12 protein-coding genes are annotated in these 14317 nt (G+C 63.5%); 4 read left to right on the forward strand and 8 right to left on the reverse strand.

What is annotated here, in order from left to right; all coding sequences use genetic code 11:
• Positions 1–58: 58 nt before the first annotated feature.
• The 3 genes from A9D60_RS16060 to mutL are packed head-to-tail and all read right to left on the reverse strand — an operon-like array spanning position 59 to position 4724.
• Positions 59–1363: an adenylate/guanylate cyclase domain-containing protein gene (locus tag A9D60_RS16060; protein ID WP_065268526.1), complete on the reverse strand. Its 1305-nt coding sequence runs from the start codon at positions 1361–1363 to the stop codon at positions 59–61.
• Entirely contained in the window at positions 1364–2746 is a 1383-nt protein-coding gene (gene rmuC, locus A9D60_RS16065; protein WP_065268527.1) for a DNA recombination protein RmuC, read from the reverse strand.
• Positions 2747–2777: 31 nt separating this feature from the next.
• The gene (mutL, locus tag A9D60_RS16070; protein ID WP_065268528.1) at positions 2778–4724 is read right to left on the reverse strand and encodes a DNA mismatch repair endonuclease MutL; all 1947 of its coding nucleotides are present in this window, start codon (positions 4722–4724) and stop codon (positions 2778–2780) included.
• 232 nt (positions 4725–4956) lie between these two features.
• Between mutL and deoC the strand changes: the two genes are divergently transcribed.
• Together deoC and A9D60_RS16080 are read left to right on the forward strand one after the other, a co-directional pair.
• Complete coding sequence (deoC, locus tag A9D60_RS16075) at positions 4957–5946, forward strand: deoxyribose-phosphate aldolase (protein WP_065268529.1); 990 nt, start codon at positions 4957–4959, stop codon at positions 5944–5946.
• Positions 5947–5957: 11 nt separating this feature from the next.
• Positions 5958–8294, forward strand: a complete 2337-nt coding sequence (locus A9D60_RS16080) for an aldehyde dehydrogenase family protein (protein WP_065268530.1) — start codon at positions 5958–5960, stop codon at positions 8292–8294.
• A gap of 225 nt (positions 8295–8519) precedes the next feature.
• Here the strand turns inward: A9D60_RS16080 and rpsO are convergent, their stop codons facing one another.
• The 3 genes from rpsO to A9D60_RS16095 all read right to left on the reverse strand — a co-directional run bounded on the left by rpsO (position 8520) and on the right by A9D60_RS16095 (position 10553).
• The gene (gene rpsO / locus A9D60_RS16085; RefSeq protein WP_019295116.1) at positions 8520–8789 is read right to left on the reverse strand and encodes a 30S ribosomal protein S15; all 270 of its coding nucleotides are present in this window, start codon (positions 8787–8789) and stop codon (positions 8520–8522) included.
• 165 nt (positions 8790–8954) lie between these two features.
• The gene (locus A9D60_RS16090) at positions 8955–9917 is read right to left on the reverse strand and encodes a calcium-binding protein (RefSeq protein ID WP_368072349.1); all 963 of its coding nucleotides are present in this window, start codon (positions 9915–9917) and stop codon (positions 8955–8957) included.
• 114 nt (positions 9918–10031) lie between these two features.
• The gene (locus tag A9D60_RS16095) at positions 10032–10553 is read right to left on the reverse strand and encodes a DUF1643 domain-containing protein (RefSeq protein WP_065268532.1); all 522 of its coding nucleotides are present in this window, start codon (positions 10551–10553) and stop codon (positions 10032–10034) included.
• A gap of 118 nt (positions 10554–10671) precedes the next feature.
• On the opposite strand from A9D60_RS16095, the gene A9D60_RS16100 reads away from it, so the two are divergent.
• Positions 10672–11949 carry a hypothetical protein gene (locus A9D60_RS16100; RefSeq protein ID WP_065268533.1) on the forward strand — a complete coding sequence of 426 codons (1278 nt, stop codon included), beginning with the start codon at positions 10672–10674 and terminating at the stop codon, positions 11947–11949.
• Between the two features lie 103 nt (positions 11950–12052).
• On the opposite strand, the gene truB is transcribed toward A9D60_RS16100, so the two are convergent.
• Positions 12053–12979 (reverse strand): tRNA pseudouridine(55) synthase TruB, encoded by a 927-nt coding sequence (truB, locus tag A9D60_RS16105; RefSeq protein ID WP_065268534.1) that lies wholly within the window; start codon positions 12977–12979, stop codon positions 12053–12055.
• Between the two features lie 137 nt (positions 12980–13116).
• Here truB and A9D60_RS16110 point away from each other — a divergent pair, with 137 nt between their 5' ends.
• Positions 13117–13770: an RluA family pseudouridine synthase gene (locus tag A9D60_RS16110; protein ID WP_065268535.1), complete on the forward strand. Its 654-nt coding sequence runs from the start codon at positions 13117–13119 to the stop codon at positions 13768–13770.
• Positions 13771–13779: 9 nt separating this feature from the next.
• Here A9D60_RS16110 and A9D60_RS16115 read toward each other — a convergent pair whose 3' ends face one another.
• Positions 13780–14310, reverse strand: coding sequence for a helix-turn-helix domain-containing protein (locus tag A9D60_RS16115; RefSeq protein WP_065268536.1), 531 nt, complete (start codon positions 14308–14310; stop codon positions 13780–13782).
• Between the last annotated feature and the right edge of the window lie 7 nt (positions 14311–14317).

A 14317-nucleotide genomic window follows, 5' to 3' on the forward strand; every position in this document is an offset into this window, starting at 1 on the left:
CATATCAAACCGCAGGCAAAACGCCTAAGTCTTTGATCTGAGGCAAATGGAGCAGCGGTTACCCCGGCGCCTTGCCAAAGAGCGCGAGTCCTTTGCTGCGCCCGCGCAGAACCTCCGCCGGCAGCGCAATCCAGCCACCCCGCGCGGGCTCCGCCCCGGCTTGTTGCAGCAGATCAGCCGAGGCTATCAGCGCCATCCCCTGTGCCTTGGTCAGCTGCTCCAGCCGCGCCGCGGTGTTCACCGTATCACCAAAAACGGAGTATTCCAGCCGATCCGGTGTGCCGGTCACTCCTGAGAACACCTCGCCCCAATGCACCCCGATCCCAACTCCCAGGCCGGTGTCCCCGGCCTGCTCCCGGTTCTGGCGCCAGTTCTTCATTTGCTCCACCAGCCCTTCGGCGCAGTCCAGCGCCCGAGCCGCCGCACGGTCGCCTTCAAACAGTATCATTGCAGCGTCGCCGATATATTTGTCGATCAAACCACCGGTCCGGGCCGACACCTCTTCCACCCGCGTCCTGAATTCCGTGATCAGGCGGCTCACATCCTGCGGCTCGCGTCCTTCGCACCAGCTGGTGAAGCCGCGGATGTCGATAAACAGGATCGCCATATTTTGCTGGCGGCCCTCCTGCATCGCCGCCAGCCCGCCGCCTGCCAGGCGGTCTGCCAGCTGCGACGGCAAATAGCGGGTTAGGTTTGCCTTTTGGCGGGCTTCCTCAATAGAGCGATGCAACAGTGCGCGCATCCGCACCGCAGCCACGACCAGAACTGCACCAGCGAGAAACAGCATGACCAGGCGCATAAAATTAGGAGGCAAATCCAAGGTGAGCCTTACTCTGCCAACCAAATCCGGCGCAGCTTCAGATGGCTGCCACAAGATCATCCAGCCAAACCCAACAGCGATCAGGATCAGCATACCTGCAAGCCGCAGGGGACTGAGACGCAGCACGCCAAAAGCCAGCACAACCGGCGCCATCCACACGGCGGGCATGGCAAAGACGGCACCGCCTGGCACGCCGGTATTCACAAGCGACAGAAAAGTGTTCAGCAGAAGAAAGGCGCAGTCTGCCAAAACTGCCAGCCAGATCATCCAGGGCTTGAATCGCCCCTTTCCGATCATCCAATAAATCAGCACGCCGACCGAGAGATAGGCAAGCATGGTGACTGCCGCCAGTCCGACCTGGCGCTGCAAATGCGGTTCTTCAATTACCCGAACCGACTCAACAGCCAGCATCATTGCCAGCATCAGGCCCAGCGAAACCGCAATCCGCAAAAGCGCAACGATGCGTTCTGCTTCAACTTCCGCGGAGCGCAGCAGGGCGGCCTCTTCCTGCCTCGCCGTCCTGGCAGCCCGCAGCAGCCGCATCTATTCCTCCGCCAAAAGCGCCACCTGGCGCGGCTCGACTTCCACCTGGCCGGGGTCCTCCAGCTCAGCGCCATTGGCCACCACACCCATCGCCTCAAACCGGCGGGCCGAGGGCAGCACCCGGGCTTCCAGCGAGCCCACCGCCTTGTTGTAATTGTTGACCGAGGACGACAGCGACCGCCCCACCGAAGCCAGGTTCTTGGAGAAGGTTGCCAGCCGGTCATAGAGCTCCTTGGCGGTCTTTTGCACTTCAACCGCGTTCTCCGCCATCTTCTCCTGCTGCCAGCCGTAGGCAATTGACTTGACCAGGGCCATCAGCGTGGTCGGGGTGGCGATCAGAACCTTGTTCTCAAAGGCGTATTCGATCAGGCCCGGGTCCGCTTCTGCTGCGGCCGACACGAAAGTCTCGCCGGGGATGAACATCACCACAAAGTCCGGTGTCTCGCCCAAGGCGCTTTGATAGGATTTCGACGCCAGCTGGCGCACATGGGTTTTCACATGGTTTGCATGGCGGGCAAGGGCAGCCTGCTGCTGGTCCGGCGTTTCCGCTTCCAGCGCATCCAGATAGGCCTCCAGCGGGGTTTTTGCGTCCACCACGATGCTTTTACCTCCGGGAATGCGCACTACCGCGTCCGGGCGGCGCAGGCCCTCATCGGTGCCAACGCTCTTTTCCAGCTCGTAATCCACATGCTCGGCCATGCCGGCCATTTCGAACACCTGGCGCAGCTGCATCTCCCCCCAGCGGCCGCGGGTCTTGGGCGCGCGCAGGGCCTGTACCAGCTTGCGGGTTTCGCCGCCCAGCGCCGCCTGCCCCTCCGCCAGATGCTTCACCTGTGTCTGGATCGCGCCATAGGCCTCGTTGCGCGCCTGCTCGATTTCCTTGATCCGTTCCCCGAACTGGCCCAGCTTCTGATCCAGCGGCTTCACCAGGTTTTCGATTGCAGCATGGCGCTTGGCCAGATCCTCATCCGCCGTCTTGCTGTGGGCCTGGAACCGTTCGCTCACTAGGCTGAGGAAGCTTTCAGAATTCTGCTTCAGCACGCCTGAGGCCAGCGAGGCGAACTTGTGCTCCATCTGCTGGTTCATGTGCTTCAGCTCTTCCAGCCGTGCCGCGTGCTCGGCTTTCAGCGCCTGCACCTGTGCCTCTGCCTGATAGCGGCCGGCGCGCTCGTTTTCATGCACGCGGCGCAGGGTGGCCAGCTCGTCCGTCAGTTCCGGCAGCCGGGCCACTTCCGCCTTCAGCCCTGCAATATGACTGCGCTGATCTGCGTTCGCCTGCTCCAGTTGCCGCGCCGCGCCGCGCAGCCGCAGACCGGCCAGCGCCAGAAGTGCGGCCAGCCCAGCCAGCGCATAGATTACCCATTGGGCTTCTTCCAATGTCACTGCTCGTCCTCCCTTGAACGGGGGTTCTTGTTCATGTGCGCCCGAACAGGCGCTCGATATCTGCCAGTTTCAATTCCACATAGGTGGGGCGTCCGTGGTTGCACTGGCCGGAATGGGGCGTCGCCTCCATCTCCCGCAGCAGTGCGTTCATCTCCTCACCGCGCATCCGGCGGCCGGAACGGATTGAGCCATGGCAGGCCACCCGGCTCAGGATCGCCTCGACCTTGGCCTGCACCAGATGGCTTTCGCCCTGGTCCGACAGCTCATCCAGGATGTCCTTGATCATCGCCTCAGCATTCACTTCGCCGAGGATCGCCGGAGTTTCCCGCACCGCTATGGCATTGCCGCCGAACGCCTCGATGCCAAGGCCGAACTTCGCCAGCTCATCCGCCACCCCCAAAAGGCAGGCGCAGTCATTGTCGCTCAGCTCGATGATCTCCGGAATCAGAAGCGCCTGTGCGGCGACGCCGTTCTCCGCCATCTGCCGTTTCAGCTTCTCATAGACCAGCCGCTCGTGCGCGGCGTGCTGGTCGACAATCACCATGCCGTCGGCGGTCTGGGCGATGATGTAGTTCTCATGCACCTGGCCGCGCGCCGCACCCAGCGGCAGGGCTTCGGCCCCGGGCACGGTGGCCTCGGGCGCATCCGCAGGCTGACCCGGGGCCATCGGGACCTCCGGGGTTTCAGTCACTTGGCCGCTGTAGGCGCCAGCCAGCTCTGCAAAGCCCGGAGACGCCGGCGGCTGGTAGGCCGGGGCGGGCTTGTAGCCTTCCGACCGTTGCCCCGCAAAGGACGCCGAGCGGGCGCCCAAGGACGGCCGGTCTATCTGATAGATCCGCGGCGCGCCGCTCGCGGTGGGCTGCTCCGCCTTCATTGCACCGAGCGTGGCCCCCGCAACGGTGGTCGAGGCCCGGTGCCCGGCTTCTGCCAGCGCATGGCGCAGGGAGGAGACAATCAGCCCGCGCGCAAGGCCGGGATCACGGAACCGCACCTCGGATTTCGCCGGATGCACGTTCACGTCCACCAGCTGCGGGTCGCAGTCGATGAACAGCGCCGCCGCCGGGTGCCGGTCGCGGCTCAGGAAATCAAAATAGGCGGCGCGCAAGGCGCCCGTCAGCATCTTGTCCTTCACCGGCCTTGTGTTCACAAACAGGAACTGCGCGACTGCCGCGCCGCGGGAATAGGTCGGCAGCGCCGCATAGCCATAAAGCCGGATACCCTCGCGGGTGGCGTCTATCTTCAGCGCGTTCTCGGCAAACTCGCGCCCCAACACAGAGGCCAGCCGCCCGTGCAGCGCATCAAACAGGTCGCCTGACAGCGGATCGGCGCGGAAGGTGACCCGGCCCTCTCCGCCACCGGAGACATCGCGCAGGGTGAAGCCCACCGAAGGCTCTGCCATCGCCAGACGCTTTACCGTGTCCCCGATCGCCTGCGCCTCGGCCCGGTCGGTGCGCATGAATTTGAGCCTTGCCGGAGTCGCAAAGAACAGATCGCGCAGCTCGACAATGGTGCCTGCCCGCAAGGCGGCCGGCTTCACCGGCTCCAGCTTGCCGCCCGACACCCGGATCTGCGCCGCCTCATGGCCCTCCGCCCGGCTGGTGATGGTCAGCCGCCCAACCGCGCCCAGGCTCGGCAGAGCTTCACCCCGGAAGCCGAAGGTGTGGATGTTCAGCAGGTCAGAGCCGTCGATCTTGGAGGTGGCATGGCGGCTCAGCGCCAGCGGCAGGTCCTCCGGCGTCATGCCGCAGCCATCGTCCGTCACCCGGATCAGCGTCTTGCCGCCATCGGCGATTTCCACGGTGATCCGTGTGGCACCGGCGTCTATGGCGTTTTCCACCAGTTCCTTCACGGCGGAGGCGGGACGCTCAACCACTTCGCCCGCGGCAATCCGGTTGATGGCACTGTCGTCCAGCTGACGGATGACGGGCCGGCCGTCTGACGCTGATTTTTCGCGGATATGGGGTTCTGCACTGCTCATACCCCTAAATTTAGCATGTGTGGCCGATTCTGCCACCGGAATGCGCAGCCGCCGTACCGCAGAACCGCGAAACTGGAATCCCCTTTTTCAAGCGGCTTTCCGCGCCCTATGACGCTGCCCCCTTGAATTTTTTGTCCATTTAGTCAAAAAACATGCCCGTCTGCGGGGGCGCTCGCTTGCCAATATGCCGCACCCGTGCGATTTTCGCACGGAACTCTTCCGAGGAATTCCAATGGATAGCCAAACCGCTGAACGAAGCGCGCAGCTGCCGCAGTTGGCCGAGCCGCGCAACCCGGGCATGGAGCTGGACCTGGACTGGGTCGCTGCCGTGCAGGCCAATACGTCGGCCATTGAACGCCGCTGCACCACCCTGCCGGGCCGCCGTAGCGTCAAGAAAGACCATCAGGCCGCGTGGCTCTTGAAGGCAATCAGCATGATCGACCTCACGACCCTGGCCGGTGACGACACCGAGGGCCGGGTGCGCCGCCTGTGCGCAAAGGCGCGCCAACCGGTCAGCGCGGGCCTGCTGCGCACGCTGGGAATGGAAGGCCTGACTACAGGTGCGGTCTGCGTCTATCACGACATGATCCCGACCGCCGTCAAAGCGCTGGAAGGCACCGGTATCCCGGTCGCAGCCGTTTCCACCGGCTTCCCGGCCGGCCTGTCGCCGTTTCACCTGCGGGTCACGGAGATCGAGGAAAGCGTCAAGGACGGCGCCGAAGAGATCGACATCGTGATCACCCGCCGTCATGTGCTGCAGGGCAATTGGCAGGCGCTGTATGAGGAGATGAAAGCCTTCCGCCAAGCCTGCGGCGATGCCCATGTGAAGGCAATCCTGGCCACCGGCGAACTGGGGTCTTTGCGCAATGTGGCGCGCGCCTCACTGGTCTGCATGATGGCCGGCGCCGACTTCATCAAGACCTCCACGGGCAAGGAAAGCGTCAACGCCACCCTGCCCGTCTCGCTGGTGATGATCCGGGCGATCCGCGACTATTACGACCGCACCGGATACCGCGTCGGTTACAAACCCGCAGGCGGCATTTCCAAAGCCAAGGATGCGCTGGTGTATCTCGCGCTGATGAAGGACGAACTGGGCGACCGCTGGCTGCAGCCCGACCTGTTCCGTTTCGGCGCCTCGTCGCTGCTGAATGATATCGAACGCCAGTTGGAACACCATGTCACCGGGGCATACTCCGCCGGCTACCGCCACTCCATGGGCTGAGGGCTGAACACATGACCATCAAAGAGATTTTCGACACCATGGAATACGGTCCTGCCCCCGAAAGCGCCGCCGAGGCACTGGCCTGGCTGGTAGATCAGGGCAGCCGGTTCGGCCATTTCATCAACGGTGAATTCACCACCCCGGGCGAAGGGTTCGACAGCAAGAACCCGGCCACCGGCGAGGTGCTGGCCAGCCTGACCCAGGCCGCGCAAGCGGATGTGGACGCGGCAGTTGAAGCCGCCCGCAAGGCGCAGAGCGGCTGGGCCGGTCTTGGCGGCGCGGGCCGCGCCAGGTACCTCTATGCCATTGCACGCCTGCTGCAAAAGCATGCGCGGCTGTTTGCGGTGCTGGAAACCCTGGACAACGGCAAGCCGATCCGCGAGAGCCGCGACATCGACATCCCGCTGGCGCAGCGTCATTTCTACTACCACGCCGGCATGGCCCAGCTGATGGACAGCGAATTGCCGGACGCCGAGGCCCTGGGTGTCTGCGGCCAGATCATCCCCTGGAACTTCCCGCTGCTGATGCTGGCCTGGAAGATCGCACCGGCCATTGCCATGGGCAACACCGTGGTGCTGAAGCCCGCGGAATACACCTCGCTCACTGCACTGCTTTTCGCCGACATCTGCCGCCAGGCAGGCCTGCCCAAGGGTGTTGTCAACATCGTGACCGGCAACGGCGCCGTGGGCGAAATGATCACCGCCGCCAAAGTCGACAAGATCGCCTTTACAGGCTCCACCTCCGTTGGCCGCAGGATCCGCGAAGCCACCGCAGGCAGCGGCAAAGCGCTGACGCTGGAGCTGGGAGGCAAGTCGCCCTACATCGTCTTTGACGACGCTGACATCGACTCCGCGATCGAAGGTCTGGTGGACGCGATCTGGTTCAACCAGGGCCAGGTCTGCTGCGCGGGCTCCCGCCTGCTGGTCCAGGAAGGCATCGCGGAGCGTTTCCACACCAAGCTGAAGGCCCGCATGGACGGGCTGCGCGTTGGAAACCCCCTCGACAAATGCATCGACGTTGGCGCCGTGGTGGACCCGGTGCAGCTGGATACCATCAGCAGCATGGTTGCGGCCAACACCGTCGGCAGCATGCACCAGGCGCAGGTCGAGATGCCCGAAGGCGGCTGCTTTTATCCGCCGACCCTGATCGAAGGGCTGTCGCCCGCAGATCCGCTGATGCAAGAGGAAATCTTTGGCCCCGTTCTGGTCTCCTGCACCTTCCGCACCCCGGCGGAAGCCGTGGAGCTGGCCAACAACACCCGTTACGGCCTGGCAGCAACTGTCTGGACCGAGAACGTGAACCTTGCGCTCGACATGGCGCCGAAACTGGCGGCCGGCGTGGTCTGGGTCAACGGCACCAACATGTTCGACGCCGCTGCCGGGTTTGGCGGCGTGCGCGAAAGCGGCTTCGGCCGCGAAGGCGGCTGGGAAGGGCTGGCGGCCTATACCCGCCCGAAATCCAAGGCCAAGCAACTGGCCAAGGTTGAAGCGTTTGGTGGTAATGGCGCCCCGGCGGACCCGCTGGACCGCACCGCAAAGCTGTATGTTGGCGGCAAGCAGGTGCGCCCGGATGGCGGCTACAGCCAGGCCATCTATGGCAAGCCCGGCGCGCTTCTGGGCCACGTTGGCCTTGCCAACCGCAAGGATGTCCGCAATGCGGTTGAGGCTGCGGCGGGTGCCGGCAAGTGGTCCAAGACCACCGGTCACCTGCGGGCGCAGATCCTTTATTACATCGGCGAAAACCTTTCTGCCCGGGCGGAAGAATTTGCAGCCCGCATCGACGCGATGATCGGCAAGAAGGGCGGCGCAGCAGAGGTGGAAGCTTCGATCCAGCGCCTGTTCTCCGCCGCGGCCTGGGCCGACAAATACGACGGCCAGGTGCATGGCGTGCCGATCCGCGGCGTAGCACTGGCAATGAAGGAGCCGGTAGGCGTGATCGGCGCGCTTTGCGCCGACGAGGCACCGCTGCTGGGCCTGGTCTCGGTGATGGCACCTGCGATTGCGATGGGCAACCGGGTGGTGCTGGCAGCCTCCGAAGCATTCCCGCTGGCAGCAACCGATTTTTACCAGGTGCTGGACACCTCAGACGTGCCCGGCGGGGTGGTGAACATCCTGACTGGCAGCCACGCGGAACTGGCAAAACCGCTGGCCTCGCATCTGAACGTGGACGCGGTCTGGAGCTTTTCCTCCTCTGATCTTTCAGCAGCGATCGAGGCGGCTTCCGCATGCAACCTGAAGCGGACCTGGGTCAACAACGGCACCGCAACCGACTGGATGCAGGATCAGACCAAGCGCTTCTTGCAGGAGGCCACCGAGGTGAAGAACATCTGGGTGCCCTACGGCGAGTAGCCCCTTCCGCATCCTGCAAGACAATACGCCGCTCCAACCGGGGCGGCGTTTTTGCCTTTGCAGCACCCTCCCGTGCGCAGCACGGGCCACGCCCAAAGCCAATGGCTCCCCGGCTAAGCCGGGGAGCCAGCGGGCGCGGGAGCACTTCGCGGCTCGATGCCACTGGAAGAAAAGAAAACGCCCGCTCCTTTCGGAACGGGCGCAGAAAATCCGGATAAGCGCGGATTAGCGGCGGATGCCCAGGCGTTTGATCAGGTCCTGGTAACGGGCCTCATCCTTGCCTTTGGTGTAGTCCAGCAGCTTGCGGCGCTGAGCAACCATTTTCAGGAGGCCACGGCGGCCGTGGTTGTCCTTCTTGTGGGTTTTGAAGTGCTCAGTCAGGGTGTTGATGCGCGAGGTCAGGATTGCAACCTGGACTTCCGGGGAACCGGTGTCGCCTTCTTTGGTTGCGAATTCTTTCATCAGGCGCGCTTTTTCTTCCGCAGTGATCGACATCGGGGTCTCCTTCATAGGTTAGAGTGGATGGCACAGGCCGGGATGTCGTCCAGCACAGGCCCATGGAGTTATCTGCCGCAGAGTCGCGGCAGATGCGGGCGTATAAGATGATTCCGGCGCAAAGGCAAAGGTTATGTGCAGGTGCCCCCGCCGGGATCCCCGTACCTATTGCGGGAGTATTCCTGCCGCTGCAGCCGAAGCCGTGTCCATCAGCACGAGGTCGCCGGCCGTCAGCCCATCGGCACCGGACACGCGCAGGGCCGGCTCGCCATCCACCAGGACCAGCTGTTCCCCCTCGGCATCGGGGTTTTGCTTCACCTCCACGGATGGCTCGGCGCCGCCGTCAAAATCCCAGACCAGCACCAGCTGATCCTCAGCAGCATCGTAATCCATCAGCTGGACAGCTTCCGCCGTGCCGGTCCAGCTGCCTGCGGTGAACTGATCCGCGCCTGCACCGCCGGTCAGCACATCCGCGGCCCCGGCAATCAGCGTATCGTCACCGTCGCCGCCGTTCACAAAATCCTGTTCAACGCCATCCCCGGCACCGGACACCACATCATTACCCGTTCCGCCGAACAGCGCATCCTGACCAGCACCGCCAGTCAGGCTGTCGTCGCCGTCATTGCCGTGCATCGAATCCGCACCGCTGCCGCCCTCCAGCCAGTCGCCGTCCTGACCGCCGTGAAGCACATCATCACCGCCGCCGCCAACCAAGCTGTCTGTTCCGAAATGGCCGTAGAGGCTGTCAGCCCCGCCGCCGCCTTCCAGAACATCGGCGCCTTCCTCACCGTGCAGAAGGTCATCTCCGCCGCCGCCAAACAGGCTGTCATTGCCGCCATCGCCATGCAGGACATCGCGGCCGTCTCCGCCGTCCAGCCAGTCATCGCCGCCGTAGCCGCCGATCTGGTCGTCTCCGCCGCCGCCGCTGATGCTGTCTGATGCGCTGCTGCCTGCCAGCACATCACCACCCTCGGTGCATGTTACGGTTTCACCGTTAGACGGTTCTTCACTGCCAGGCTCGATATAACCGCCGTCCAGGCCGTCCTCCTCAGCGGCTGCAGTGTCTTCGTCATCTGCGCTGTCGGCATTGGCCAGAACCGCGCCGCCCACTGCTACCAGTCCCAACATGCTTGCCAGCCACAACATTGACACTCAACTCCTGGAGGATTTACTCACACATGAAAACACTCACACGGTGCGCGGCAAATTGCAAAACAAAACAGGAACACCGGTTAATGCTGTTCAGTGTCCAGCGTCGTCCGGCCACATTTCCGGCTGCTGGCGGTAGGCAATGTACAAGGGGTGCTTGGGGTGGCCTGCCTTACTGAGACCAAGATGATGGAGAGGTTTTGCTGTCGACCGCAGCGCCTCTTCAACCCGCGCTCCCTGGCCGAGGTGTTCGCCGTGTGTGCCCCAAGCGCAAATGACCGTATCGGCCCACTCCATCCCTTCAAGAATTGCCGCCATATTGTCCGGCCCTTCCGGCGCGTCCAGCCTGCGCATCTCCCGCGGGTCGGTGACGCGGCAGGCGAAGATGTTGGTGGCCCGGAATCCGCCAAACCCCAAAGCGCGGGCGCGGCGTTCGCAGCGCTCGATGGTGGGGTCATTTTGCACCTCGGTCGCGGTCGAGGGGTTCAGCATCACGAACATCACCCGCCGGCCTTCCGGGTCCCAGACCCGGGTCAGGCTGTATCGGTAGGTTTCGCAATCCGAATAAACGGCGGTGGAGGGCGCATCGCCCTTGGTGTGGCTGCGGATGATCATGCGGCTGGTTCTACTGCGGCGGGGGTTGCGTTCCAAGCGGTCATCGCGCAACCTGAAGCCGAAGGGCAGGCGTATTTCTGCCGCTATGATTTTGACCGGTTCAAATAGTCTGAGTGATATGGAACTTCTCATATTTCTAGCCCTTGCAGGTTCGGCCATAGCGGTTGGCTATGGCGGCACAGATGCTGCTTCCGAAGGATCATCCGAAGCGGAGGTGCCGGATGAAGCAGACCAGCCGGTTCAACCCGTGGAACTGACCGGCATTGACGGAACAGACGATATTCTTGAAGGCAGCACCGGAAATGACACGCTGACAGGGAATGCAGGCGACCGGGACCTGCTGGCAGGCGGCGGCGGTGACGACGAGCTGCACCTGAGTGTCGGCAACGCCGCCCAGGGTGGCGAGGGCGAGGACCGGTTCATACTGGGCGATGAAGGCAGCCGGGAAACGGTGATCGAGGATTTTGAACTGGCTTCCGATCAGCTCGCAATCTCTATGGACAGCGGAAACACTGAATTGTTCGAGACCGAGGATGGCACCGGCCTGCGCTTCGTCGACACGCTCAATCAGCGAACGGTTCTGACACTGCCAGGTGTCACTCTGGATGACGGCGAAGCGATTGAGGTGGAGCTTCTGGACAGCGATGGCGCGACCGCAGGCACGGTGCGGTTTGAAGATCCCGGCAGAAGCGCGCCCTTTGCCCTGGATGCGGTCAGAGGCACGTCCGGGGACGACGAACTGGATGGCACTGCAGGTGAGGATGTGATCTTTGGCGAGAACGGCGCAGACACCCTGTCCGGCGGTGCAGGCAACGACACGCTCTACAGCGGCAGTGGCTCGGTCCACTATGAAGGGTCCTACAATCACTATCCCGGCGACTTGACCAAGATCGGCGACGACGGCGATTTGCTTGATGGCGGTGCAGGGGATGACCACCTGTGGATCGGACCAGGCACCACCGCAACCGGCGGTGCGGGGGCGGACAGCTTCCGCGCGTTCACCAATGTGTTTGATCCTGGCACCCCGGCCGCAGAAATCACCGATTTCGACCCGGCGGAGGATCAGCTGCTAATCGATTTCCCTGTTGTTTCCAGCCACGGCACACTTCCGGATTTTCTCCTGGAAGACGCAATTGCCGGGCTGAGAATCGAATATGACGCGGGCCAGGACAACACCCTGATCGCCATGGACGGCACCGCCATCGCAACATTGCCCGGCAACCAGTCAGGGATCAGCATCGCCTTCCACGACGACTATTCTACGGATGAAGACCGCTGGAGGGATGCCTCGGGGAATACGATCAGCGCTGAACAAGGCGGGCAGGCATCTATCATCCTGACCGCACAGGAGTTTTACTCCGTTTTCGGAGACAACGGAACGGCCGGGCCAGCCTAGCCAGGGCTGCCTCCTCCGCAGGGTAATAGGTCAGCGCTGCTGTCCAAATGTTTCGCGCGCGAAACATCCGGTCAAAACTGCTGACCCAAAAAGTTACGCTTTATTAACCGGCGCTTGTGTCCTGGTTGAAGACCCGGCTGGGATGCAGGGTGCCGGACTTGTAGATGCCGACCGCAACTGCATGGCCATCGAGCGAGGCCCAGGCCTCGTCGCCGTATTCGACCTCGTCATTGGGCATCACCATGCCCGGGTTGCCGTTGCGCAGCCGGACAGCCCCTTCGGGGGTACACTTGACCTCGGGCAGATCAGCCAGCCCTTCCTCAAGCGGGCGCAGGAATGCGTCCAGTTCCGGCGTGCGGGCCAGGCGATCGATCTCCTCTAGGGAAATCCCGTCCTCTGCCGCATCAAAGGGGCCGGACCAGATCCGGCGCAGTTCCTTGACGTGGCCGTGGCAGCCCAGCGCCGCGCCCAGATCACGGGCGATGGAGCGCACATAACCGCCCTTGCCGCAGGTCATCTCCAGTACCACGTGATCTGCATCGGGACGATCCAGCATGATCAGCTCCTCGACCCACAGCGGACGGGCCTCAATCTCCACATCCTCCCCATCACGGGCGAGCTTGTAGGCGCGCTGGCCGTCGATCTTCACCGCCGAGAACTTCGGCGGCACCTGCATGATCTCGCCCAGGAAGGGCAGCAATGCGTCCTTGATTTGTTCGTCCGCGGGACGCTCGGCGCTTTCGGCAATCACCTCGCCTTCGGCGTCATCGGTGTTGGTTGCCTGGCCCAGCCGCACGGTGAAGGTATAGGCCTTGAGCGCGTCGGTGATATAGGGAACGGTCTTGGTCGCCTCGCCCAGCGCCACCGCCAGAACGCCGGTTGCCTCCGGGTCCAAGGTGCCCGCATGGCCGGCCTTCTTGGCCTCCAGCGCCCAGCGCACCTTGTTCACAACCGCAGTCGAGGTCAGCCCCGCGGGCTTGTCCACCACCAGCCAGCCGGAAATATCGCGCCCTTTGCGTTTGCGTGCCATGCATCGTCCCCATATGTACGTGAGGCGCGCCGGTTACCGGATCGCCGGGACAGTGTCAATTTAACAAAAGTGCTGCTGGCGGGAAAGCGGCGCCGGACAGCTTGCCCTTGCCCGGGTCCCGCAGTAGGCAAGCCTACATGGCCGTATCAAACGAATACACCCCGCCGCAGAACCCGCTGGAGATCCTGCACCACGACGCCGAACTGCTGGCGGTGAATAAGCCTGCAGGCCTGTTGTCTGTGCCGGGCCGCGGGGAGCATCTGGCCGACTGCCTGATCAGCCGCATCCAGGCTGCCTTCCCCGAGGCACTGCTGGTGCACCGGCTGGACCGCGACACCTCTGGCGTGATGGTCTTTGCCCTCACCCCCCATGCGCAGCGGCATCTGTCGATGCAGTTTGAAAAGCGCACTGCCAAAAAGGCTTATGTGGCGCGGGTGGCCGGCAAGCTAGAGCCGAGGAGCGGCACCGTTGACCTGCCGCTGATCGTCGATTGGCCGAACAGGCCCAAGCAGATGGTCTGTCATGAAACCGGGAAGCCGGCTGTCACTGACTGGCGGGTTATGAAATACGAAGAAAACGCGACCCGGGTGCGGCTGACCCCCAAGACGGGGCGCTCGCACCAGCTGCGGGTGCATATGCTGTCGCTGGGCCATGCGATCCTGGGCGATCCGCTCTATGCCACTGGCGCCGCCCTGGAACACCCGCGCTTGATGCTGCATTCGGAGGAGTTGCGGATCAAACACCCGGACAGCGGCGAGTCGCTGAAATTCCGGGTGAAGCCGGATTTCTGAAGACGCCGGTCAGGGCGCCTCCATCACCATCAGGAACATCGTGTCCGCCTGCAGCGCCTCGTAGCTGTGCGGATGGTCGCCGGGGTAGGTGTAATAATCACCGGGCTTCAAGGTCTCTTCCTGCCCCTCAGGCCCGGCCCGCATCCGGCCGGAACAGACCAGCATATGCTCCACCGTGCCGCGTGGGTGCGGCTGGGCATGGCGGACTTCGCCAGGCTGCATCACCACCCGGTAGACATCCCGGCGCACATTCGGCGGGCTGCGGGACAGCAGGACGGCAACGAAATCGGATTGCTCCGACGCCAGCACCTCCCCCTCGCTGGCGCGGATCAGCCTGGTGGCAGGCGCCTCGGTTTCAAACAGCAGGCTCAGGGGAACATCCAGCGCTGCCGCCAGTGCCCAAAGCGTCTCTACACTGGGGTTTCCGTTGCCTGCCTCCAGCTGGGACAGGGTCGATTTGGCGATCCCGGCTTTGGCGGCAAGGGCTGAGAGCGATATCCCTGCTCGGCTGCGCTCGCGCTGGATGGCCGCGGCAATCATCTGGTGG

Origin of the sequence: Leisingera sp. JC1, from assembly GCF_001679925.1 — a bacterium.
Classification (GTDB): Bacteria; Pseudomonadota; Alphaproteobacteria; order Rhodobacterales; family Rhodobacteraceae; genus Leisingera.

What these genes read in the sequence shown, in the direction of transcription:
- truB (WP_065268534.1), bottom strand. Translation starts at nt 12,979, where the DNA reads ATGGCACGCAAACGCAAAGGGCGCGATATTTCCGGCTGGCTGGTGGTG.
- mutL (WP_065268528.1), bottom strand. Translation starts at nt 4,724, where the DNA reads ATGAGCAGTGCAGAACCCCATATCCGCGAAAAATCAGCGTCAGACGGC.
- A9D60_RS16060 (WP_065268526.1), bottom strand. Translation starts at nt 1,363, where the DNA reads ATGCGGCTGCTGCGGGCTGCCAGGACGGCGAGGCAGGAAGAGGCCGCC.
- A9D60_RS16095 (WP_065268532.1), bottom strand. Translation starts at nt 10,553, where the DNA reads ATGATCATCCGCAGCCACACCAAGGGCGATGCGCCCTCCACCGCCGTT.
- A9D60_RS16110 (WP_065268535.1), top strand. Translation starts at nt 13,117, where the DNA reads ATGGCCGTATCAAACGAATACACCCCGCCGCAGAACCCGCTGGAGATC.
- A9D60_RS16115 (WP_065268536.1), bottom strand. Translation starts at nt 14,310, where the DNA reads ATGATTGCCGCGGCCATCCAGCGCGAGCGCAGCCGAGCAGGGATATCG.
- rpsO (WP_019295116.1), bottom strand. Translation starts at nt 8,789, where the DNA reads ATGTCGATCACTGCGGAAGAAAAAGCGCGCCTGATGAAAGAATTCGCA.
- deoC (WP_065268529.1), top strand. Translation starts at nt 4,957, where the DNA reads ATGGATAGCCAAACCGCTGAACGAAGCGCGCAGCTGCCGCAGTTGGCC.
- A9D60_RS16100 (WP_065268533.1), top strand. Translation starts at nt 10,672, where the DNA reads ATGGAACTTCTCATATTTCTAGCCCTTGCAGGTTCGGCCATAGCGGTT.
- A9D60_RS16090 (WP_368072349.1), bottom strand. Translation starts at nt 9,917, where the DNA reads ATGTTGGGACTGGTAGCAGTGGGCGGCGCGGTTCTGGCCAATGCCGAC.
- A9D60_RS16080 (WP_065268530.1), top strand. Translation starts at nt 5,958, where the DNA reads ATGACCATCAAAGAGATTTTCGACACCATGGAATACGGTCCTGCCCCC.